Source organism: Brachybacterium sp. AOP3-A1-3, assembly GCF_052378285.1.
GTDB lineage: Bacteria > Actinomycetota > Actinomycetes > Actinomycetales > Dermabacteraceae > Brachybacterium.
This window is the reverse complement of record NZ_JBQSXM010000011.1, coordinates 38,417-61,136: the sequence shown is the minus strand read 5'-3', so window position 1 is coordinate 61,136 and position 22,720 is coordinate 38,417. Positions and strand designations below refer to the sequence as shown.

The window sequence follows — 22,720 nt, the reverse complement described above, 5'->3', positions numbered from 1 at the left end:
CGTCGGCGCCCGGGAGGCGCCGACGGTCGGGTCAGGGGTGCTCGAGCCCCAGAGAAGCGGCGGTGGCCTGCAGCGAGCGGTGCGCGGCGTCGGCATCCTCGGCCAGGTGCGTGCCCCAGCTGGGGACCATCTTCGTGATGGTCGGGCGCCACTGCTCGATCCGCTCCGGGAACATCTTCCCGAGCAGGTTCAGCATGATGCTCGTGGCGGTCGACGCGCCGGGCGAGGCGCCCAGCATGCCGCCGATCGAGCCGTCGGCCGCACTGATCAGCTGGGTGCCGAACTGCAGCACCCCGTGCTTGGAGGCGTCAGGGGCGATCACCTGGACGCGCTGTCCGGCGGTGACCTCCTCCCAGTCCGCCTCGCGGGCGTCGGGCATGTACTCCAGCAGGGCGTCGAACCGCTGATGGCGGGTCGCGGCGAGCTGGGAGCCCAGGTAGACCATGAGGTCGAGGTTCGGCGGGGCGACAGCCATCATCTGGGTGATGTTGGAGGGCTTGATGGACCCGAACAGGTCCATGTAGCTGCCGGACTTGAGGAACTTCGGCGACCAGCCCGCATACGGGCCGAACATGAGCGACCGCTGGCCGTCCACGTACCGGGTGTCTAGGTGGGGGACGCTCATCGGCGGGGCCCCGACGGCGGCCTTGCCGTAGACCTTCGCGTCGTGCCGTGCGATCACGGAGGGGTCGGTGCAGCGCAGCCACTGTCCGGAGATCGGGAACCCGCCGAAGCCGCGGATCTCGTCGATGCCGGACTTCTGGAGCAGGGGCAGCGCGGCGCCGCCCGCTCCGACGAACACCATCGGGGCGCGGACGACCCGGATCGAGTCGTCGGCCGTGGAGCGGACCATGACGCCCCAGTCCGTGCCCATCCGGCGCAGGTCCACGACCTCGGAGCCGGTGGAGACGGTGGTGCCGTAGCGACCGGCGTAGTCCAGGAGCTGGGTGGTCAGGGTCCCGAAGTCGACGTCGGTGCCGTCGGGGGAGTAGGTCGCGGCGATCGTCTCGGTGACCGGGCGGCCCTCGGTGACCAGCGGTGCCCACTCGGAGAGCTGGCGGTGCTCCGTCGTGAACTCCATGCGGTCGAACAGCGGGTGTTTCGAGAGCGCCTCGTGGCGCCGACGCAGGTAGTCCACGTTCTCCATGCCGTGCACGAAGCTCATGTGCGGCACGGCATGGATGAAGGTCGAGGGATCACCGATCCGGCCGGTCTCCACCAGGTGCGCCCAGAACTGGCGGGAGACCTGGAACTGCTCGTTGATGGAGATCGCCTTGGTCGGGCTGACCGAGCCGTCGACGTCCTGCGGGGTGTAGTTCAGCTCGCACAGGGCGCTGTGCCCGGTGCCGGCGTTGTTCCATCCGTCGCTGGATTCCTGGCCGAGGCCGTCGAGCTTCTCGAGCACCTCGATGTTCCAGTCGGGCTCGAGCTCGGTGAGCATCGCGGCGAGGGTGGCGCTCGCGATCCCCCCGCCGATCAGCACCGCATCTGCACGGGTGACGTCAAGGTCTGCCATGGTTCTCCGTTCCAGCTAGCTCGGGAGGCGCACCTGGGGAGCGCTGCGTGATCTCTCGCGCGCTATGGGGCGGCCGTGGCGTCCAGGGTATCCCTTGTCGACCCGGGAGGAGGGCGCATGCCTGCCCGTCAGAGGACTCCGGGGGGCGTCAGACGGTGACCGCGCGGGAGGCCTCGAGATCCTCCAGCAGCAGCCCGACCCGACGACTCAGCACCGTCGTGGCGATGTCGATCCCTGCGGCGGCACCCACCAGGAGGGCGACCGGCCAGAGGAACGTGCACAGCGTGATCCACACGGCGAGCAGAAGGATCAGGCCGATGAAGCGCAGGGGCAGGGCGCCGGGGAGGAGGATCGCCAGCCGCCACGCCACCAGGAGGTCCTGGCGGCGGACTCGTGGGACGGTCATCAGCAGGGCGACGCTGACCGTGGACCAGGCGGCGCTCACGACCGCGAGCCCGGACAGGACGACGGCCATCGTCGAGGTCGACGTGCCGCCGCCCAGGACGATCCAGATCATCGACGCCGAGCCGAGCTGGACCACCATGAGCGGCAGCATCCGGAGGTTGGCGCTGACGAACTGGCGGCGGTAGCTCTCCCACATCAGCGGGAGCACCTTGACCGGGGCTCCGTGCCGCGAGGAGATGAAGGCGTCGGCCGCGGCGGCTCCGGCCGGGGCGACGCCCGCCACGATCAGGCCCAGGAGGCTGAGCAGGGTCCAGACGATGTTGATCCGCAGCACCAGATAGACGTGCTCGATCAACTCGTTGACATGCATGACCCAGGCGGGGACCTGCGTCGGGCCCGCGGGCGCTCCGGATCGACTCATGAGGGTCAGGGTAGCGGGCGTGGCTGTGAGCTGTTGCACCGCTCGGACCGGAGAGGCCCGATGTCTCGCGGGAGGGCTGGAGGGTCTCTGTCGGGTCCAGCAGTAGGTATGAGCCTGATCGGGATCAGGTGCTGGCAGGATCTCCCGCAAAGGCCCGATCTTTGATTGACTGGGCGTATGGCATCCACTCCGCGCGACGACGCGCAGACCACCCCTGAGAACACCACCGCCACGACCGCACTGCCGGCCGCCCAGCCCCCACAGACGCAGCAGGTCCCGCTCGTCCCGACTGCCGCCCAGCTGACCTGGCAGCGCGACGGGCTGGGGGTGTTCTTCCACGTCGGGGTCAACACGTTCGCCGGGAAGGAATGGAGCGACGGCACCCTGGCGCCGGAGAGCTTCGATCCGAGCGAGCTGGACGCCGACGAATGGGTGCGGACCGCGCACGAGCTGGGCGCGAAGTACGTGGTGCTCACGGCCAAGCATCACGACGGCTTCTGCCTGTGGCCCACCGCCACCACCGACTACTCCGTGGCGTCCTCGCCCTGGAAGGACGGCAACGGTGATGTGGTGCGCGAGGTCGCCGACGCCTGCACCCGCTACGGGATGAAGCTCGGCCTGTACGCCTCGCCGTGGGACCGCAACGCCCCGCAGTACGAGGACGCCGCCGTCTATGACGAGTTCTATCTCGCCCAGCTGCGGGAGCTGTGCACGAACTACGGGCAGCTGTTCGAGCTGTGGTTCGACGGCGCAGGATCCGCGGGTCGCGAATACGACTGGGACGCCGTCGGCGCGCTCGCCGCCGAGCTGCAGCCGCAGGCGATGATCTTCAACATGGGACCGGCGACCATCCGCTGGGTGGGCAACGAGGACGGCCTGGCCGCCGACCCCGTCGAGTACGTGACGACCTCGACGGATCTCAACAACTACGACGAGGACGTCGTCGAGACCGGGGAACCGGTCTACCTGCCGCCGGAGTGCGATGTCTCCCTGCGCAAGGGATGGTTCTGGCAGCCGGGGGAGGAGCCCAAGTCGCTGTCGCATCTGCTGGCGGTCCACGACCGCTCGATCGGGCTCGGCGCCAATCTGCTCCTGAACATCCCGCCGGACCGCCGGGGCCGCATCGATCCGGCCGATGCCGCGCGCGTGCGCGAGTTCGCCGAGGCGCTCGAGCAGCGCTTCGGTTGCCCGCATCCCGGAACCCTCACGGCCGACGGCTCCACCGTGCGCATCGATCTGGGTGCGGAGACCAACTTCGATCATGTCGAGCTCGTCGAACGGCTCGAGGAGGGGCAGCGGGTCACCGGTCACCGGATCCTCCTGGAGGACGGGACCGTGCTCGCCTCCGGGGCCACCATCGGCGTGCGCCGCATCCATCGGCTCGAGCAGGCTGTGCGCGCCTCGGCGCTCGTGGTCGAGCTCAGCGGGCAGGGAGCTGTGCTCGAGGCTGCCTCGGTGCATGACGCGACCGGCGCGCCCGTCCCGGATTCCACCATCGCCTATCGTGCGACGACGCTGAGGCCGGACTCCTGATGTCCCTGCGCCGATGATCAGCGTCGATCGGAATGCCGCACGTCTCGGCGGCTGATCTCGGTCGCGGATCTCGGCCGCGCATCCGGTCGGCGCCCCGGGTCCGGTCCGATGGTGCATCCCGTACGGAATGACGACGGGCGGTCCGGCTGCAGAGGTTCTGCGACCGGACCGCCCGTCACCGTTCTGCCACTGACCGTTCTGCGGCACTGCTCCATGTCGAAGGTGAGCTTCGGCGCCTTGAGGTCCTGGCTGATGCGATACGGCTCGTAGACCTCGCCGGCCGTGAACAGCGACGGCTCGATCGAGGAGGTGTTCTCCTCCAAAGACTTCCCGGCCGACACCCTTCTCGCCGCGCCCCATGGAGATCGTCAGGCCGAGCTCGAACTGATAGTCCGCCCAGCGGATCATCTGGACCGGGTCGGGGCGGGAGGTCGTGATGACGAAGTCCGGCGACCCGATCGGTACCGAATCCCATCGCAGATGCGCACGCCATCCATGACCTCGTCGTCGGGGAGAACGGTTCATCGTCGTGGCAGATAGGAGGACTGCCAAGAAGTCCTCGGATGTTTGGGGAGAGGACGTGCGTCAGGAAGGTCGATCTGGAGCGCGCACTCCCACAATCGGGCGCGTTCTGGCGGGTGTGCGCCTTGCGTGCGTCGATATTGATCCGTAATCTGACGTTAATCATCCGATGATTCGGTTGCTGGGACACTGCAGCCCAACGCATCTGCCGAAGATTCGCCGAGCCGTTTCGAGGAGCCCCTGTGTCCACCATCAGCGACCTGCGCGTGAGCGACGTCCGTTTCCCCACCTCGCGGGAGCTGGACGGCTCCGACGCCATGAATCCGGATCCCGACTACTCGGCGGCCTACGCCGAGCTGCGCACGAGCGACGGCGGCGTCGGTTACGGCCTCGTCTTCACCATCGGCCGAGGCAACGACGTGCAGTGCGCGGCCATCGAGGCGCTCGCCGGACATGTCGTCGGGCGCGAGGTCGACGAGCTGCTCGCCCATCTCGGCGACTTCTCCCGAGACCTGGTCGGCGATTCGCAGCTGCGCTGGCTGGGTCCGGAGAAGGGCGTCATGCACATGGCGATCGGTGCCGTGGTCAACGCGGCATGGGACCTGCGGGCACGCCGGGAGGGCAAGCCTCTGTGGTTGCTGCTCGCAGAGCTGAGCCCAGAGGAGATCGTCGATCTCGTCGACTTCCGCTATCTCACCGATGCCCTCACCCGCGACGAGGCCCTCGAGATCCTGCGTCGCGGCGAGCCCGGGAAGGCTGACCGCATCGCCCAGCTCCAGGCACAGGGCGTGCCCGCCTACACCACCACGCCCGGCTGGCTCGGCTACAGCGACGAGAAGCTCGTTCGGCTGCTGCGCGAAGCGCGGGACGAGGGATTCGCGATGGTCAAGCTCAAGGTCGGAGCCGACATCGAGGACGATGTGCGCCGCATGCGGATCGCCCGGGAGACGATGGGGGAGGGTTACCCCATCGCGATGGATGCGAACCAGCGCTGGGACGTGGCCGATGCCATCGCCTGGCTCGAACAGCTCGCTCCCTATGACCCCGCCTGGATCGAAGAGCCCACCAGCCCCGACGACGTGCTCGCCCATGCTGCGATCCGCACCGCCATCGCCCCGCTGCGAGTGGCCACAGGGGAGCAGATGCAGAACCGGATCATCGCGAAGCAGCTGCTGCAGGCCGGCTCGATCGATGTGCTCCAGCTCGACGCGGCGCGGGTGGGAGGAGTCAACGAGAACATCGCGATCCTCCTCCTGGCCGCGAAGTTCGACATCCCCGTGTGCCCGCACGCCGGCGGCGTCGGACTGTGCGAGCTGGTCCAGCACTACGCCTTCTTCGACGCGGCAGCGGTGGCCGGGCCGCGATCGGACCGGTTCATCGAGTACGTGCACCATCTGCACGAGCACTTCGAGGACCCCGTCGTCATCCGGGACGGCGCCTACCAGGCACCGACACAGGCAGGTTCCAGCGCCGGCATGCACGAGGCGTCCATCCGGGATCACCTGTTCCCGGAGGGGACCGTCTGGAAGGATCCGAGCCATGTCGTCGTCGCCTGATCTCGGGGCACCCCCGCACTCTGAGGGCGTGGTCGGCGCGGACCCCCACGCCTGGTTCGACGAAGCCCGTTTCGGCCTCTTCGTCCACTTCGGTCTCTACGCTATCCCGGCGCGCCACGAATGGTCGATGACGCGCGAGCACCGCACGCTCGAGGACTACAGCCGCTATACGGAGTTCTTCGACCCCGACCGCTTCGACGCCCCGGACATCGCCCGCCGGGCCCGCGAGGCCGGGATGCGCTACGCCGTGCTCACCACCAAGCATCATGAAGGCTTCTGCCTGTTCGAGACGGAGCACACGGACTACTCGGCGCCGGACGTCTGCGGCCGTGATCTGGTGCGGGAGTTCGTCGACGCTCTGCGCGCCGAGGGCCTCCACGTCGGGTTCTACCATTCGCTGCTCGACTGGGCGCATCCGGACTTCACGATCGATGTCAGCCATCCGCTGCGCGATCGGCCGGATGTCGAGGCCCTGAACTCCGGGCGGGACATGGCCCGATACCGCACGTACCTCCATGCTCAGGTGCGCGAGCTGCTCACGAACTACGGGCGGATCGACTACCTGTTCTTCGACTTCACCAACCCTGAGCGGGACGGCAAGGGCCCCGAGGACTGGGACGCCGAGAAGCTGCGGGCGATGGTGCGCGAGCTGCAGCCCACCTGCGTGGTCAACGACCGGCTCGGCATCCCCGGGGACCTCGTCACGCCCGAGCAGTACCAGCCGGCCGCCCCGATGACCTCGGCCGATGGTGCTCTCATGCGGTGGGAAGCCTGCCAGACCACCAACGGTTCCTGGGGGTACGACCGCGACAACCACGACCACAAGAGCCCGGACCTGCTGGTGCGGATGCTCGTCGATTCCGTGGCCAAGGGCGGCAATCTGCTGCTGAACGTCGGGCCCGACGGTCGGGGCGCCATCTCATCGGCCGATCGGGAGATCCTCCGCCGGGTCGGGGAGTGGATGGACCTGCACGCCGCGTCGGTCCATGGAGCCGGTCCTGCCGACGGCCTGGTCGCGCCGCAGGGAACCATGCTCACCCGGCGCGGGGACCGGCTGTACGTGCACCTGACGACCTGGCCGATGCAGCACCTCCACCTTCCCGGCCTGTCGGGACGCGTGCGCTTCGCACGATTCCTGCATGATGGGTCCGAGGTCGCCCTGAGCACGATCGACCCGGACCAGCAGGCCATGAACATGACCCCGGCAGGTCTCGGACCCGATGTGCTGACGATGACCCTGCCCATCCGTCGGCCCGACCTGCTGCTGCCGGTGATCGAGCTCCGGCTCGATCAGACCTCCGGTTCGATCTGACTCCCGGCCCGATCCGCCCCGGGCGCTCAGAGCAACCCGTCGATCCCCACCTTCGAGGAGTGAAACCCATGGAGTCAGCAACTCCCGATCCCGTCGAGACCGCCCGCCATCGTCGTCCCGGGCCCGCCCGCCTGCCGGAGCTCGGCTTCGGCGCCGCCCAGCTTGGGAACATCTTCCGGGTCACCACCGACGAGGAGGCCCGCGGCGCTGTCGAGGCCGCCTGGGAGGGTGGCATCCGCCTGTACGACACGGCGCCCCACTACGGGGTCGGCACCAGCGAACGTCGCCTCGGAGCGCTGCTCGCCCCCTACCCCCGCGAGGAGTACCTGGTCTCGACGAAGGTGGGCCGCCTGCTGGTCCCCGGGCCCGGGGACGGCGACGACATGGCGAACGAGTTCGCCGTGCCGAACGACTTCGTGCGCCGGTGGGACATGACCGAGGAGGGCATCCGTCGCAGCCATGCCGAGTCGCTCGAGCGCTTGGGCCTGGACCGCGTGGACATCCTCTACCTCCACGACCCCGAGGAGGCGCCCGAGGAGCACTCGATGGACGAAGCGCTCGCCGCACTCGTCGCGATGCGCGACGAAGGGCTCATCAGCCGCATCGGGGTCGGCTCCAAGGACGCCGACGTGCTCACGCGTGCGGTGCGCACCGGCCTGATCGACGTGGTCATGATGTCGGGTCGCTACACGCTGCTCGAGCAGCCGGCCGCCGCCGAGCTGCTGCCCGCATGCCTCGAGCACGGTGTCGAGGTCGTGGCGGTCTCGGTGTTCAACTCCGGGATCCTCTCGCGCCCTGTGGTGCCCGATACGGCGAAGTACGAGTACGGCGACGCCCCCGAGGATCTTCTGCAGCGAGCGCGCGAGCTGGCCGAGCTCGCCCGGGAGCATGGCGTCGAGCTGCCGGATCTGGCGATCCGGTATCCGCTGCGGCACCCGGCGATCGCCTCGGTCGTGCTGGGCATGCGCACCGCGGACCAGGTGCGCCAGAACATCGAGCGCATCGGCCAGGACATCCCCGAGGAGCTGTGGGAGCAGATCGGTGCGTGAGCCGGCAGGGGACCGTCGCACGAGCGCTGAGCTCCCGGACAGCCCTCCCACCAGCACCGGGATGACCGACACGGGTATCACCGACACCCACCTGCACCTGTGGGACCGCTCCGGCGGCGGGTACGGCTGGCTCGGCGGGGCACCGGAGGCGCTGCGCCGTGACGCCCGCTGGGAGGAGGTCGCCCCGCAGCAGGTCGCGCTCGGCACCACGCGCGTCGTGCTGGTGCAGGCCGACGACACGCTCGCGGACACCAGGGCGCTGCAGGACTCCGCGGCACGCATCGACACCCTGCCGGGGAGCGTGGACCAGGTCGACGTCGTCGCCTGGCTGCCGCTCGCCGATCCCGTGGCCACGGCGACGCTGCTGGATGACGCCGCGGCGATGCGCCGCGTCGTCGGGGTGCGCCATCTGGTCCACGATGATCCCGATCCCGGGTTCCTCGACCGGCCCGAGGTCCGGGAGAGCCTCACGCTGCTCGCCGGCCACGGGGTGCCGCTGGACGTCCCGGATGCCTTCCCCCGGCATCTGGACCAGGCGACCCGTCTCGCCGACGAGGTCGACAGCCTGGTCGTGGTGCTCGACCACCTCGGGAAGCCGCCGCTCGGGGACTCCCGGGACCTGCCTCGATGGGAGGAGTCCCTGAGAGCGTTCGCGGCGCGGGGGACGACGATCGCCAAGCTCTCCGGCCTGGCCACGAGCGGGCAGGGCTACAGCGCCGGTGCGGATCTCCGCCGTGCGGTGGACCTGGCGCTGGAGCTGTTCGGCCCCGAGCGGCTGATGTACGGCAGTGACTGGCCGATCGCTCCCGTGCCCTTCGATCTCGGTTCCGGCACGGGCGACCTGCTGGCTCTGCTGGCGGACCTGCCGGCGGCGGACCGCGAGCAGATCCTGCACGGCACGGCGGCGCGCGTCTATCGGCGAGCGGCCGACGGCGGGCGCTGACCCTTCGGGGTCCAGTCGATCGCGCGGTCCAGCCGATCCCCGGGTCGGTCAGTCGACCGTGGTCCCCTTCAGGATCCAGCTCTCGACGCCTCCGATGTGGGCGGCGGCGTGCACCCGTGCGAGGTCTCCGCGACCGGCCTTCAGGGCGTCGAGGATGCGGCGGTGCTCGGCGAGCGTGGATTCCACGGCGGCATCCTCCGTGAGCCCTCGCCAGACCCGTGCCCGGGCGGTCGCGCTGGCGAGGCCCTCGAGCATCGAGGTGAGGTAGGCGTTGGGGCATCGGCTGGTGATGAGCTGATGGAAGTCGATGTCCGCCTGGACCAGCTCCTCGACCGAGGAGTGGTCGGACAGATCGACCATGAGCTGCTCGAGGCGCTCGAAGTCGTGATCGCTCAGATGCGGGCAGGCCTGTTCGACGGCCGTCGGCTCGAGCAGCCGCCGCACCTCGAGGATCTGCCCTTCACCGGAGCCCTGGTGCAGATCGAGGATGAACCCGAGGGACTCCACGAGCACGCTCGGTGCGAGCGAGGTGACATAGGTGCCGTCGCCCTGGCGCACGTCGAGCACGCGGATCACGGAGAGCGCTTTGACGGCCTCGCGCAGGGAGTTGCGGCTCACGCCGATGCGCTCCGCGAGCTCCTTCTCCGGGGGAAGGCGGTCCGCAGGTCCGAGCTCGCCGTCGATGATCATCTGCTTGATCGCGTCGATGGCCCGGTCGGTCACGGCGTGCGGTGCTGGCATCGCGTCCTACTCCTCGCTGGACCGGCGTACGTGCCGGTCACGACGTGTTCGATGCTAGTCGACCGTCGCCTCCCGCGGGGCGGGTAAGGCGCAGCAGCCCGCGACCGGGAGGGGGACGCCCGAGGCCGGGCAGTCGGGAGGCGGGAGAGCCGGAACTCGGGGGCAGGGGCGAGTCGTGACAGCACGGCATCGGCCGGGCGTCACGCCAGCGGCGAACAGGCGGGGCATCTGCGCCGAACCCGCGTAGTCTCGATCCATCACCACCACCGGACGGGGGAGGACCATGTTCGAACGCTTCACCGATCGCGCCCGCCGCGTCGTCGTCCTGGCGCAGGACGAGGCACGGCTGCTGAATCACAACTACATCGGCACCGAGCACATCCTGCTCGGGCTGATCCACGAGGCCGAAGGGGTCGGCGCCAAGGCGCTCGAAGCCCTCGGCGTCACCCTCGATGCAGTGCGCGAGCAGGTTCGCGACATCATCGGCGAGGGCAACCAGACCCCCAGCGGCCACATCCCCTTCACGCCCCGTGCGAAGAAGGTGCTCGAGCTGAGCCTGCGCGAGGCGCTGCAGCTGGGCCATAACTACATCGGCACCGAGCACATCCTGCTGGGTCTGCTGCGCGAGGGCGAGGGCACGGCCGTCAAGGTCCTCTCCCGTCTCAAGGCCGAGCCGTCGGCCGTGCGCCAGGAAGTCATCGAGCGCCTCTCGGGCTACCAGGGCAAGGAGCCGGCCACGGCCGGCGGTCCGTCCGAGGGCCAGCCTGCCGGGTCGCTCGTGCTGGACCAGTTCGGTCGCAACCTCACCCAGGCTGCCCGCGAGGGCAAGCTCGACCCGGTCATCGGGCGGGACAAGGAAGCCGAGCGCGTGATGCAGGTGCTCTCGCGCCGCACCAAGAACAACCCTGTGCTGATCGGTGAGCCGGGCGTCGGCAAGACTGCGGTCGTCGAGGGCCTGGCCCAGGCGATCACCGCCGGGGACGTCCCCGAGACGCTCAAGGACAAGCAGCTCTACACGCTCGACCTCGGGTCGCTGGTGGCGGGTTCCCGCTACCGCGGTGACTTCGAGGAGCGCCTGAAGAAGGTGCTCAAGGAGATCCGCACCCGCGGTGACATCATCCTGTTCATCGATGAGATCCACACCCTCGTGGGTGCCGGTGCCGCCGAGGGCGCGATCGATGCCGCCAGCATCCTCAAGCCGATGCTGGCCCGCGGCGAGCTGCAGACCATCGGGGCGACCACCCTCGAGGAGTACCGCAAGCACATCGAGAAGGACGCGGCTCTCGAGCGCCGCTTCCAGCCGATCCAGGTGGATCAGCCTTCGGTCGCGCTGACGGTCGAGATCCTCAAGGGGCTGCGCGACAAGTACGAGGCGCATCACCGGGTGACCATCACCGATGCCGCGCTGGTGGCCGCCGCGAACCTCGCCGACCGCTACGTCAACGACCGCTTCCTGCCGGACAAGGCGATCGACCTGATCGACGAGGCCGGTGCGCGCCTGCGCATCCGTCGTCTCACCGCGCCGCCCGAGCTCAAGGAGTTCGACGCCCAGATCGAGACGGCGCGCACGAAGAAGGAGGAGGCGATCGACGGGCAGGACTTCGAACTCGCCGCCTCCCTGCGTGATGAGGAGCAGCAGCTCAAGACGCAGCGCGACGAGAAGGAGAAGGCCTGGCGCCACGGCGAGACCGACGCGGTGACCACGGTCTCCGAGGAGGTCATCGCCGAGGTGCTCGCCGCCTCGACCGGCATCCCGATCGTCAAGCTCACCGAGGAGGAGTCCTCGCGTCTGCTCAACATGGAGGACGAGCTGCACAAGCGCGTCATCGGTCAGCACGAGGCGATCCGGGCACTGTCCCAGGCGATCCGCCGCACCCGTGCCGGGCTCAAGGACCCCAAGCGTCCCGGTGGCTCGTTCATCTTCGCCGGCTCCACCGGCGTCGGGAAGACCGAGCTCGCGAAGGCGCTCGCGGAGTTCCTGTTCGGGGACGACGAGTCGCTCATCCAGCTCGACATGTCCGAGTTCGGCGAGAAGCACACGGCCTCGCGCCTGTTCGGCTCGCCTCCCGGCTACGTCGGCTACGACGAGGGCGGCCAGCTCACCGAGAAGGTGCGTCGCAAGCCGTTCTCCGTCGTGCTGTTCGACGAGGTGGAGAAGGCCCATGTGGACATCTTCAACTCGCTGCTGCAGATCCTCGAGGACGGCCGGCTCACGGACTCCCAGGGCCGCGTGGTCGACTTCAAGAACACCGTGATCATCATGACCACCAACCTCGGTACCCGGGACATCGCCAAGGGCGTCTCCATGGGCTTCACCGCGGGCGGCGATCTGAACACCGATTACGAGCGCATGAAGTCCAAGGTGCACGAGGAGCTCAAGCAGCACTTCAAGCCCGAGTTCCTCAACCGCGTCGATGACGTGGTCGTGTTCCCGCAGCTGTCGCAGGACGAGATCGTGCAGATCGTCGACCTGATGGTCGCGAAGCTCGCCGTGCGACTGGCGGAGAAGGACATGACCATCGAGCTCACCGACGGGGCCAAGAAGCTGCTCGCCGAGAAGGGCTACGACCCGGTCCTCGGTGCGCGGCCCCTGCGCCGCACCATCCAGCGCGACATCGAGGACGTCCTCTCGGAGAAGATCCTCTTCGGCCAGGTCCATGTGGGCGACACGATCGTCGTCGACGCGGAGGGCGAGGGTCTCCTCGGCGAGCTGACCTTCAGCCGCCGCGACGAGAACGGTGTTCTCGAGTCGATCACCGAGACGGTCGATGTGGAGTCGGTGACCAAGGCCCGTGCCGAGGAGCTGTCCCGTCCCGACGGGGCGGCGAGCCCGGGCACGGACAACGCGGAGGCCAGCGCCTCCTGACCGGTATGAGGCCGGCCCCGTCCGTGTGGACAGGGCCGGCCTCTCCGGATTGCGGTGGTACCCGGTCGACCACCGCAGCACGCCCCGCTCGACGGGCTCTTACCGCGGCGACGCCAGTCGCGGTCGGAGCCCGTCGAGCGGCAGCACTGCTGAGACGACGCTGACACCGTCACCAGGACCGAGGAACAGGAGGGACAGATCGCATGGGCGGATTCGTCGACTGGATGCTGTCCCTGACCGGCCAGGTCGAGGACTGGATCATGGTCGTCGCCGACGCCTGGTGGATCTACCTCGTCGTCTACGGCTTCGCGGCGTTCGACGGCTTCTTCCCGACGGTTCCCAGCGAATCGACGATCGTCTCGCTCTCCTCGCTCTGGTCCTCCTCCGGCCGCCCCTACATCATCCTGATCGGTATCGCGGCCTGGATGGGCGCCTGGACAGGGGACAACCTCGGGTACTACCTGGGCCGGAAGATCGGCTGGCACCGCTTCAAATTCTTGCGCGAGGGCAAGGGCCGACGAGCCGTCGAGGCCGCCGAGGCGGGCCTGGAGCGCCGGGCCCTCGTCTTCCTCATGACAGCTCGCTACATCCCCTTCGGTCGGACCGCGGTGAACCTGGTGGCCGGAGCAGTCCGCTACCCGCACAAGGAGTTCTGGCCGCGGTCGTTGCTGTCCACGTTCGTGTGGGCCGCCTACTCCTGCGCCATCGGTGCGGTGGCTGGGGCCTGGTTCGGCGAGCATCACCTGTTGGCGATCACCGCGGCGCTGGTCGCCGCCGTCGTGCTCGCCCTCGTCGCGGAGCGGGTGATCAATGCCGTGCACAACGCCCTCGACCGTCGGGCGGAGCAGAAGGCCGCTGACAGCACAGACAGCACTGGCCCCGCTGCTCACGTCGACGGCACCGGCACCGCATTGGCTCACGATGACACCGCCACCGCTACCGCTACCGCCAGCGCCAGCGCCAGCGCCGCCACCGGCGCTACCGCCACCGCCACGGGTGCCGATGCGACCGCCGGGGCCACCGACGCCGGCGATGGCACCGCCGACCGGGTTGCTGCTGGATCCGCGGCCCCGCTCGAGCGCTCCGAGCAGACCGACGCGGAGGAGCCGAGCACCTCCGAGGAGGATCTGCTCCTCACCGAGTCCGGAAGCATTCCCGCACAGAGTCAGGACAGCCCTGCATGACCCTCATCATCCGCCCTGCTCTGCCGGCAGACGTCCGCGGGATCAATCGACTGGTCGAGCCGATGACCCACACGGGGATCCTGCTCGGGAAGGACCTGGTCTCCTATTACGAGGCCGTCCAGGAGTTCCTGGTCGCTGTCGATGAGGAGGGTGCAGTCGTCGGCTGCGGTGCCCTCCACGTGATGTGGGAGGACCTCGCCGAGGTCCGGACCCTCGCCGTGAGCGATGCGCAGCGCGGCACGGGACTGGGGCACCGCCTGCTGGATGCGCTGCTGGACCGTGCCCTGCAGCTGGGCCTGAGCCGCGTCTTCTGCCTCACCTTCGAGGTCGACTTCTTCACGCGGCACGGCTTCGAGGTCATGGCTGACGTGGTGGACCCTGAGATCTACAACCAGCTTCTGCGATCACCCGACGAGGGCATCGCGGAGTTCCTCGATCTGGCCCGCGTCAAGCCCAACACCCTCGGCAACACCCGCATGATCAAGGCACTGCTCCCGAGCGACTGAGCGCCATGAATCTGTCGACGTCGGCCCACGCTGGTGCCTCAGGGGAGACGCAGTCGCTCTGCCGAGCGCACCGCGAGCCCGTCCGCCACGAGCGAGGCCTCGCATCGGGCGACCCGCTCAGGATCTGTGGTGTCCAGGGCGAGCAGCACTTCGTGCGTCGCCTCTCCGTCACGTCGCAGCACGGCCATGATCTGTCCTCGCAGCTGTCGATCCGTGCCCTCGAAGGTCTGCCGGCGGCGGGACCCCTCGGGCGCGGCAGGGCTGCCTGCGGCCACCCATGCGCACCCGGCCTCGGCCAGAGGGCACTGCACGCACCGTGGGGACCGCGCCGTGCACACGAGGGCCCCGAGCTCCATCACCGCCTGGTTCCAGGCGACGGATCGATGACGTTGCGGCGGAAGGCACCTGGTGGCCAGGGCACGTTCGGCCGCGGAGTAGGACGGGGCCGGGAGGGGGAGCCCCTGGACGCTGCGTGCGAGCACACGACGGATGTTGGTGTCCACGACGACGGCGCGCTGATGATGGGCGAAGGCGGTCACCGCGGCAGCGGTGTATTCGCCGATCCCGGGCAGCGCCCTTAGCGCTTCGAGGCCATGGGGCACTGCACCACCGTGCTCCCGGACGATCATCTGCGCGCACTCCTGCAGGCGCAGCGCCCGACGGGGGTAGCCGAGTCGGTCCCATGCCCGCAGGACCTCTGCGGTCGGGGCGTCCGCGAGGTCGGCGGGCGTCGGCCAGCGCTGCATCCAGTCGGTCCAGCGCGGCAGGACACGGACCACCGGGGTCTGCTGCAGCATCACCTCGGAGACGAGCACGGCCCAGGGAGTGGCGTCGTCGTGGCGCCAGGGGAGGTCGCGTCCGTGGTGTCCGAACCAGTCGATCACGGTGTCGATGATCGTCTCGAGCTCCGGGTCATCCTTCGCGCTCTCGGCATCGAGAGGTGGCTCGGGCTCGACATGACCGACGCGGGGCGGGACCTCTCGGTCCCGCCCCGCGTCGAGGTGGTGCGGTGCGTGAGCACCTGTCATATCGTTCAGGCCTGGGGCGGGGTGGTGCCGCCGTGCTGCACGACGAGCGCATCGCGGATCTCGGTGAGGAGGACGATGTCCTCGGAGATCGCGGTCTCCTCCTCCTCGGGGAGCCCACGACGACGACGGTCGAGCTTGCGGGCATGCGCGATCGGCAGCACGAAGACGAAGTAGACGACGGCCGCGGTGATCAGGAACGCGATGATCGCGGAGAGGATCCCACCGATGTCGACCAGGGTCGAGTCGTTGGTGATCTTGAAGGCGAGGCCGTTGACATTGCCGCCGCCGAAGACGTTGATGATCGGCTGGATCAGGTTGTCCACGAATGCACCGATGAGCGCGGTGAACGCGGAGCCGATCACGACACCGACCGCGAGGTCGATGACGTTGCCCTGCATGACGAAGTCCTTGAAGCCCTTCATGGGACATCCTTACTGAGGAGGGGGAGAGCGGGACGGACCGTCGAGATGGCCCATCGGGACTCTAGCCGATCAGAGAGATGCTCAACCAGCCTTCATGGAGTGAGTGGGCCAGGTCTCCTGATCGGTGCCGCTCCACAGCGACCAGCACCTCCGCGGGGACACCCGCTCCCGGAGCCACGATCGAGGAGCCTGAGGGCTGCGCGGCCGGGACCTCGACCACCCGCGCGGCGATGCGCTCGGGAGTCCCGAGGTCCGGCCCCGTGCTGAGGATCTCGATCTCGGCACCCGGTGTCAGCCGGGAGGCGAGAGCCGCTGGGACCGGGACGGCCATCAGGACGGACCCCTCGGGCACCTCTGTCGCGCCCCCGCCCGTGAGCACCCCGGGAAGCACGGGTGCTCCGGCCGGCAGGGGCAGCGCCGTCTCCCGGCCCACCAGTTCCTCCCGCGTGGCCGGTGCTCCGGCCGGTACCAGTTCCGCCGCGATCCGTATCTCGTGCAGCTGGTGCGCGGAGAGCTCCGTGCCTGCCGGGAGATCGACGGCGGTGACCACCATGGAGCGCCCGTGGACGGCCGGCGGCAGCAGTGCCGGGGCGAGGGCTGCGATCAGGAGCGCCGCCGCGAGCACGGCGAGGGTTCGGCGGCGTCGACGCACGGAGCGTCGCAGGAGCGGAAGCTGTGCACGGATCCAGGTGAGCATGAGGACGACGCTAGGTCGGCGCGCAGGCGCTGATCTCCTCGGGCCCGCTCACGGTGGATGAACGGCCTCTGGGGAGGAGAGGTCGCGGTCCGGCAGATCGGTCCGGCAGATCAGCCCATCAGCTCTGCCGCGGAGATCGTGCCTTGACGTCCCGGTGTCAGGACGCGGTGGTCGCTGCTGCTGCCGGCTTCGAGGTCGAGGCGCCGCTGCTGGAGCTGTCGCTGCTCGAGGCGGAGCTCGCAGAGGATGCGGAGGAGGCTGAGGAGCTCGAATCACTCGAGGAGCTGCTCGACCCCGAGGTCGCGGAGGACGACGAGGAGGCAGCGGAATCCGTGGAGTAGAAGCCGGGGCCCTTGAAGACGATGCCCACGGAGTCGAAGACCTTGCGGAGGGTGTCCTGAGTGCACTCGGGGCAGGTCACCAGCGAATTCTCGCTGAAGCTCTGGTACTGCTCGAACCGATGACCGCAGCTCTTGCAGGCGTAGACATAGGTGGGCACGCGGAGTCCTCCGGAATGTTCTCTCAACAGGGCCGCGGAAGACGCGACCGCGAAGAGTCTACGACTCCTGGACCCATCCCGGCGCTCCGGGGCCATCGATCGTGACCAGGCAGACGAGGCCGGCGGCGGTGAGCACTGCCGGGATGGGGACGTCGTGCTCGCCCCGGGGGAGAGCTCCGGCGTCGAGCACCTCGTCGGGATGCACGACGGCCACGACGTCGGTCCGTGAGGAGATCCCGGACAGGGCCCGATCGTAATAACCGGCGCCGTGGCCGATCCGGGTCCCCGCACGATCCACCGCCACGGCGGGGGCGAGCACCAGAAGCGCGTGCGCGAGGGCGTCGGGCCCGTGATGCCGGCCCGTCGGCTCCTTGCCGAAGCCGCGGCCGGGGGAGTCGACGAAGGGCGAGGTGCCGTCCCAGGACACCCAGTCGAGCTCACGGCCGGCGGCGACGGGGAAGATCAGCTGTGCGCCGAGCTCGGAGAGCCGTCGGGCCAGGGGCATCACATCTGCCTCGGTGGGCGTGGGGTGATAGGCGGCCACGAGCGGAGGGCCGGAGGCGCCGTCGGCGCGGTCTGCTCCGGTGCCGCTCTCGCACGCCGCGCGCACCAGGTCGAGCAGGGGGGCGGCGTGCGCGAGGAGCTGCTGCGACTCCTGGTCGCGCCGCAGGGCGCCCTCGGTGCCGCCGTAGGATCGTGTGCGCCGTGCCCGCATTGTGGTGCGGAGCACTTTCTTGCGAGCCGCCATCGCCTCGGTATCCATGGGCCAAGACTCCCATATCCCCTCGAGCATCCCCACGAGCGCTGCTCGGGCACCGAAACCCGCGCGGTAACGCTTGCGGGAACCAGGGCGGGTGGCATTCCTGCACGGAGTTCTTGCACACGGGTCTCATTCCTTCTCCGACTCGTCCCGGCATCCGTGAATGGCTTTATGCGCCCCTCTCCGAGCTTGATTCCAGCGCCCGGGGAGTTCCCGCCGGGACGCCGTGCCCGGGGTGCCCTGCGAGTCCCGCGAGTCCCGCGAGTCCCGCGAGCAGTGTCCCGCCCGTGCCTGCCCGTGCCTGCCCGTGCCTGCCCGTGCCTGCCCGTGCCTGCCCGTGCCTGTCCGTGCCTGCCCGTGCCCCGCCCGTGCCGGGCCCGAGAGGCCGGACCGCGTGCGGGGGCGGGTCCGCTGACGTCTACGATGACGAGATGGTTCATGTGTGGCCGCTGACACTCCGTGACGGGGAGCTCGCCCTGCGGCCCCTGCGACGCCGAGACCGCGCGGACTTCGAGCGGCTGCGGGAGCGCAATCGGGACTGGCTGCGCCCCTGGGACGCGACCGATCCCGATCGTCCCGCCCGACAGATCCCCTTCGCTGCGCTGCGACGTTGGAACGAGCAGCAGGCGCGGCTCGGGCTCTATCTCCCTCTGGTGATCACGGTGCGTGGTCGGGTGGTCGGCCAGATCACGGCGGGCCCGATCCAGTACGGCGCGCTGCGCAGCGCGGTCCTGGGCTACTGGATCGACCGGGAGCAGGCGGGAGCGGGTCTGGTCCCGCGGTCGGTGGCCCTGGTGATCGACCATCTGTTCGCCGAGCTCGGCATCCATCGGATCGAGGTGACGGTGCGCCCGGAGAACGCCTCGAGCCTGCGGGTGGTCCAGAAGCTGCATCTGCGTCCCGAAGGGCTGAGGCGCTCCGCGATCCACGTCGACGGATCGTGGAGGGATCATCTCGTCTTCGCGCTCACCGCCGAGGAGATCGTCACCGGACATGACGGTCGGGGAGTTCTCGCCAGACTTCATCACGAGTTCCCTCCCGACACGCCCACGGGGTGACCAGGGAAATCACATCGGTGTCATTACTGTAGAGGCGTGGAGTCCATTAATCTCGGCGCCGTCCTGTTCGGCCTTCTGCTGCTGCTCTGGGTGGCCTATGCCCTGCCGCGCACGGCCAGCCGCCGCGAGGTGATGGGACGCGCACGCGCCTCGGAACTCTCCGAGATGTCCTCGGAGGCCCGGGATCTGTCCGCGGCCGTCCATTCCCGCCGCTCTTCCCACGAGGTGAATGCCGCCATGTCCCAGGACCGTCTTCTGCTGCGTCCCGCTGATCCGACCAGTCGACCGCGATTCGACGCGGTGCCCGGTGCCCGCATCGACCTCCTCGAGGAGCGGACCCGGTCGCGCCGTCTGATGCGGATCTTCCTCGCGGGGATGATCGCGCTCACCCTCGCCCTGGCCGCCCTGGCGATCGCAGGGGTCGTCGCATGGTGGATCCCGGTGATCGCTGTCGTCGCCGTGGCGATCTACCTCGTGGGCCTGCGTCGGGCCGAGCTGGAGCGTCGGGCCCGCGTCACGCGAGCGGCAACCCTGAGCCGCCAGGAGCGTGCTCAGCGGGAGACTGCTCGTCGTGCCGCCGATTCTGCCGTCCCTGCGGTCGAGCCCGTGATCGCCCACGCCCCGCCGGAGAAGCCCGTGCAGCGAGCGCCGCTCGAGGCGACGACCGAGCGCGCCGCGCATCAGGTCACGGCCGCCGGCGAGTGGACGCCGCGTCCGGTCCCGCGTCCCACCTACGCGCTGCGCGGTGAGGTCGATGACCTCGCCACCCGCCACGCCGCTCATCGTCAGAGCATGCAGCCTGCGTCGGTGCCGCTCGAGAGCGGCTCCGTCGAGGAGCTCGAAGCGGTTGACGAGGCCTACGCGCCCGCTCAGAACCTGCACCTCGACGAAATCCTCGCCCGCAGACGGGCCTGATCGCCCAGGCCCCCCTGAACGGAGTCTCGAGATGAGTGCGCTGGCACGGATGGCCCGGATCGACCGGGCGCTCGCCCGTGAGGGCTGGGCGGAGCGGCCCGTCGGCGTCCTGGACCTCGATGCGTTCGACGCCAACCTCGAGGACCTCGCCCATCGCGCGCAGGGCACCCCGATCCGGGTCGCCTCGAAATCGCTCCGAGTCCGGGCCCTTCTGGACCGTGTGCTCGCACATCCGGCCTTTCAGGGCGTCCTCGCCTACACGGTGCCCGAGGCGATCTGGCTGGCGGAGCGCGGGGTCGACGACATCGTGGTCGCGTACCCGACAGCTGAGCGCGGCGCACTGCGGCTCCTCCTGACCGATCCGGAGGCGCTGGACGCGATCACCCTCATGGTCGACGAGACCGCGCAGCTCGATCTGATCCTCGCCGCGACCGCCGACATGCGGCCTCGCCGTGGCGGGCGACGCCTGCGGATCGCGATCGAGCTCGACGTCTCCTATGCGCCGGTCCGAGGGCTTCGCTTCGGCGCTCTCCGGTCCCCGGTCCGCACCCCGGAGCAGGCGGTCGCCCTGGCTCGCGAGGTCGTCCGCCGTCCAGAGCTCGAGCTGGTCGGACTGATGGCCTACGAGGGGCATATCGCGGGCGTCGCCGACTCCGCCCGCACGCCGTACGCGGCCGCCGTGCGGGTGATGAAGGCCCTCTCGCGCCGGGAGATCGCGCAGCGGCGGGCCGACGTGGTCGCGGCAGTGCGCACCGTCGCCGATCTGGAGTTCGTCAACGGCGGCGGCACCGGATCGATCGAGTCGACCGGTGCCGAGCCCGCCGTGTCCGAGATCGCCGCCGGATCGGGTCTGATCGGACCGGCGCTCTTCGACGGCTATCGGGGCTTCCGCCCGCAGCCCGCCCTCCATCTGGGGTTCTCGGTGGTGCGGCGTCCCGCCCCCGGTGTCGCGACCCTTCTCGGCGGCGGCTGGATCGCGAGCGGGGTCACCGGCGCGGACCGGCAGCCGACGATCGCCCACCCCGCCGGGCTCACCTTCGCCGCGCAGGAAGGGGCGGGCGAGGTGCAGACGCCCGTGCTCGGCGCCGCTGCGGACACGCTGCGGGTGGGGGACACCGTCTGGCTCCGCCATGCCAAGGCAGGGGAGCCCGCCGAGCACCTCCTGGGCTACGTGCTGGTTGCGGACGTCGGCGCCGGTACTGGAGCCGGCTCTGGCTCTGGCTCTGGCTCTGGCTCCCGACAGAGCGACGACGCGGGCCAGATCGAGATCGTCGAGTTCACCCCGACCTATCGTGGCGAGGGCACAGCGTTCCTCTGAGCAGTGCCGGAGCCTTCGGACCGATCATCACGCAGCGAAGGAGCTTCCGTGCGCAACACCTCCGTCCCCACCAGCACCTGGAGCGGTGCCCATCGATGGGCACCGAGGCACCTCGTGGCCCCGCGCGACGAGGGGGAGGTGCTCGCCGGGATCGCCCGGGCCCGGGGCAGCAGGATCCCGCTGCGGGTGATCGGGGGCGGGCACTCCTTCACCCCGCTGGCCGCGACCGACGGCGTGGCCATGTCCCTCGATGCGCACCAGGGTCTCGTGCACGCGGATCCCGTCACCGGCCTGGTGACCCTGCGCGGCGGCACCCGCCTGTGGGAGATCGCCGACCTGCTCGCCCCGTACGGGCTGGCGCTGCCGGTCATGGGCGACATCGACCGCCAGTCGATCGCGGGCGCGATCCAGACGGGGACCCACGGCACCGGCGCCCGCTTCACCGGATTCTCCGGGATGGTGCGCGGCCTGCGGCTCGCGCTGGCCGACGGCAGCGTGGTGGAGGCGTCACCCGACCGGGAGAGGGACCTCTTCGAGGCGGCCCGGCTCGGACTGGGCACGATCGGTGTGGTCCTCGAGGTCACCCTCGCCTGCGTGCCGGTCTATCGCTTGGACCTGATCGAGAGCACCGAGGAGATCGGGCCGACGGTCGGATCGTTCCTCCAGGACTCCTCGATCACCGATCACCAGGAGTTCTTCTGGTTCCCCCGCACCGGGCGGGCCACGGTGCGCACCAGCCGCCGCGTCGCTCAGGGCACCCCGCGGCAGCGGCCCCACCGCGTGACGGAGGTCATCCAGCAGGAGGTCCTCGGCAACGCGGCCTGGGACCTGATGTGCCGAGGCGCGGCCGTGATCCCCGGGCTCAGCCGACCCGCCGCCGAGCTCGCCTCGCGCCTGTTCGCCGGGCCGCATGTGGTGGACGATTCCGCCTCGGTGTTCACCGCCCCGCGCCGGGTGCGCTTCCAGGAATCGGAATGGGCGATCCCCGCGCACCGCTTCGAGGAGGCCTTCGAGGCGCTGCGCACCCGCTTCGAGGACGAGCGCGTGCGCGTCACCTTCCCGCTCGAGGTGCGACGGGCCGCGGCCGACGACGTCTGGCTCTCGACCGCGTACGGACGCGACACCGTCTACCTCGCGGCGCACCGCTATCACCGTGAGGAGGCCGGGCCGTTTCTGCTGATGGTCCAGCGCACCCTGGCCCCGTTCGCCGCCCGTCCCCACTGGGGCAAGAAGCATTGGCTGGGCCGCCGGGACCTGGCGGCCCTGTATCCCCGCTTCGAGGACTTCCGGGCGGTCCGGGCGGCGGCGGATCCTGACGGGGTGCTGCTGACGGGATATCTCCGGCACCTGCTGGGGTGACCCCGGCACCGGCTGTGCGGACCAGTTCGCCCGAAAGAGTCGTCGGCCCGTCGTGGTGCGTGAAGGGTCGTCCGTGCACTGTCACCGGCGGCGGGCACCGAGCGGTTCGG

The 22,720-nt window shown here is 69.7% G+C and carries 20 protein-coding genes and 1 pseudogene; 13 read left to right on the top strand and 8 right to left on the bottom strand.

Annotated elements, in window-relative coordinates; translation table 11 throughout:
* Positions 1–31: 31 nt before the first annotated feature.
* Positions 32–1,516: a malate:quinone oxidoreductase gene (locus tag ACT3T5_RS14265; RefSeq protein WP_444594688.1), complete on the bottom strand. Its 1,485-nt coding sequence runs from the start codon at positions 1,514–1,516 to the stop codon at positions 32–34.
* Between the two features lie 148 nt (positions 1,517–1,664).
* Positions 1,665–2,342, bottom strand: coding sequence for a DUF624 domain-containing protein (locus tag ACT3T5_RS14260; protein WP_444594687.1), 678 nt, complete (start codon positions 2,340–2,342; stop codon positions 1,665–1,667).
* 177 nt (positions 2,343–2,519) lie between these two features.
* Here ACT3T5_RS14260 and ACT3T5_RS14255 point away from each other — a divergent pair, with 177 nt between their 5' ends.
* From ACT3T5_RS14255 to ACT3T5_RS14235, 5 genes are all read left to right on the top strand, one after another.
* The gene (locus ACT3T5_RS14255) at positions 2,520–3,875 is read left to right on the top strand and encodes an alpha-L-fucosidase (RefSeq protein WP_444594686.1); all 1,356 of its coding nucleotides are present in this window, start codon (positions 2,520–2,522) and stop codon (positions 3,873–3,875) included.
* Between the two features lie 764 nt (positions 3,876–4,639).
* Positions 4,640–5,953, top strand: coding sequence for an enolase C-terminal domain-like protein (locus ACT3T5_RS14250; protein WP_444594685.1), 1,314 nt, complete (start codon positions 4,640–4,642; stop codon positions 5,951–5,953).
* Positions 5,937–7,265 carry an alpha-L-fucosidase gene (locus tag ACT3T5_RS14245; protein ID WP_444594684.1) on the top strand — a complete coding sequence of 443 codons (1,329 nt, stop codon included), beginning with the start codon at positions 5,937–5,939 and terminating at the stop codon, positions 7,263–7,265. Before ACT3T5_RS14250 ends, ACT3T5_RS14245 begins: the two co-directional genes overlap by 17 nt.
* Positions 7,266–7,333: 68 nt before the next feature.
* Complete coding sequence (locus ACT3T5_RS14240; protein WP_444594683.1) at positions 7,334–8,314, top strand: aldo/keto reductase; 981 nt, start codon at positions 7,334–7,336, stop codon at positions 8,312–8,314.
* Between the two features lie 61 nt (positions 8,315–8,375).
* Positions 8,376–9,257: an amidohydrolase family protein gene (locus ACT3T5_RS14235; protein ID WP_444594682.1), complete on the top strand. Its 882-nt coding sequence runs from the start codon at positions 8,376–8,378 to the stop codon at positions 9,255–9,257.
* A gap of 48 nt (positions 9,258–9,305) precedes the next feature.
* Here ACT3T5_RS14235 and ACT3T5_RS14230 read toward each other — a convergent pair whose 3' ends face one another.
* On the bottom strand, positions 9,306–9,998 hold the full coding sequence (locus ACT3T5_RS14230; RefSeq protein WP_444579321.1) for a FadR/GntR family transcriptional regulator: 693 nt from the start codon (positions 9,996–9,998) through the stop codon (positions 9,306–9,308).
* A gap of 283 nt (positions 9,999–10,281) precedes the next feature.
* Between ACT3T5_RS14230 and ACT3T5_RS14225 the strand changes: the two genes are divergently transcribed.
* The 3 genes from ACT3T5_RS14225 (at position 10,282) to ACT3T5_RS14215 (ending at position 14,554) form a co-directional block, all read left to right on the top strand.
* A complete protein-coding gene (locus ACT3T5_RS14225) occupies positions 10,282–12,864 on the top strand; it encodes an ATP-dependent Clp protease ATP-binding subunit (protein ID WP_444594681.1) in 2,583 nt (860 codons plus the stop codon).
* Between the two features lie 203 nt (positions 12,865–13,067).
* Entirely contained in the window at positions 13,068–14,048 is a 981-nt protein-coding gene (locus ACT3T5_RS14220) for a DedA family protein (RefSeq protein ID WP_444594680.1), read from the top strand.
* Entirely contained in the window at positions 14,045–14,554 is a 510-nt protein-coding gene (locus ACT3T5_RS14215) for an amino-acid N-acetyltransferase (RefSeq protein WP_444594679.1), read from the top strand. The genes ACT3T5_RS14220 and ACT3T5_RS14215 overlap by 4 nt, the downstream gene beginning before the upstream one ends.
* Before the next feature lie 38 nt (positions 14,555–14,592).
* On the opposite strand, the gene ACT3T5_RS14210 is transcribed toward ACT3T5_RS14215, so the two are convergent.
* The 3 genes from ACT3T5_RS14210 to ACT3T5_RS14200 form a co-directional block, all read right to left on the bottom strand.
* Positions 14,593–15,582 (bottom strand): A/G-specific adenine glycosylase, encoded by a 990-nt coding sequence (locus ACT3T5_RS14210; protein ID WP_444594678.1) that lies wholly within the window; start codon positions 15,580–15,582, stop codon positions 14,593–14,595.
* Positions 15,583–15,587: 5 nt separating this feature from the next.
* A complete protein-coding gene (gene mscL / locus ACT3T5_RS14205) occupies positions 15,588–16,004 on the bottom strand; it encodes a large conductance mechanosensitive channel protein MscL (protein WP_444594677.1) in 417 nt (138 codons plus the stop codon).
* 61 nt (positions 16,005–16,065) lie between these two features.
* A complete protein-coding gene (locus ACT3T5_RS14200; protein WP_444594676.1) occupies positions 16,066–16,701 on the bottom strand; it encodes an SAF domain-containing protein in 636 nt (211 codons plus the stop codon).
* Between the two features lie 167 nt (positions 16,702–16,868).
* On the opposite strand from ACT3T5_RS14200, the gene ACT3T5_RS14195 reads away from it, so the two are divergent.
* Positions 16,869–17,042: a hypothetical protein gene (locus ACT3T5_RS14195; protein ID WP_444594709.1), complete on the top strand. Its 174-nt coding sequence runs from the start codon at positions 16,869–16,871 to the stop codon at positions 17,040–17,042.
* Positions 17,043–17,104: 62 nt separating this feature from the next.
* On the opposite strand, the pseudogene ACT3T5_RS14190 reads toward ACT3T5_RS14195, so the two are convergent.
* Both ACT3T5_RS14190 and ACT3T5_RS14185 read right to left on the bottom strand, forming a co-directional pair.
* A pseudogene (locus tag ACT3T5_RS14190) lies at positions 17,105–17,296 on the bottom strand (FmdB family zinc ribbon protein); the annotation flags it as partial.
* Positions 17,259–17,963: a 5-formyltetrahydrofolate cyclo-ligase gene (locus ACT3T5_RS14185; protein WP_444594675.1), complete on the bottom strand. Its 705-nt coding sequence runs from the start codon at positions 17,961–17,963 to the stop codon at positions 17,259–17,261. The gene ACT3T5_RS14185 and the pseudogene ACT3T5_RS14190, both read right to left, overlap by 38 nt.
* 428 nt (positions 17,964–18,391) lie before the next feature.
* Here ACT3T5_RS14185 and ACT3T5_RS14180 point away from each other — a divergent pair, with 428 nt between their 5' ends.
* Genes ACT3T5_RS14180 through ACT3T5_RS14165 form a run of 4 tightly spaced genes read left to right on the top strand, consistent with a single transcriptional unit; the run spans position 18,392 to position 22,610 of the window.
* A complete protein-coding gene (locus ACT3T5_RS14180) occupies positions 18,392–19,018 on the top strand; it encodes a GNAT family N-acetyltransferase (protein WP_444594674.1) in 627 nt (208 codons plus the stop codon).
* Between the two features lie 36 nt (positions 19,019–19,054).
* Positions 19,055–19,933 carry a hypothetical protein gene (locus ACT3T5_RS14175; protein ID WP_444594673.1) on the top strand — a complete coding sequence of 293 codons (879 nt, stop codon included), beginning with the start codon at positions 19,055–19,057 and terminating at the stop codon, positions 19,931–19,933.
* Positions 19,934–19,964: 31 nt separating this feature from the next.
* Positions 19,965–21,251, top strand: coding sequence for an alanine racemase (locus ACT3T5_RS14170; protein ID WP_444594672.1), 1,287 nt, complete (start codon positions 19,965–19,967; stop codon positions 21,249–21,251).
* Between the two features lie 48 nt (positions 21,252–21,299).
* Complete coding sequence (locus tag ACT3T5_RS14165) at positions 21,300–22,610, top strand: D-arabinono-1,4-lactone oxidase (RefSeq protein WP_444594671.1); 1,311 nt, start codon at positions 21,300–21,302, stop codon at positions 22,608–22,610.
* Positions 22,611–22,720: the final 110 nt, after the last annotated feature.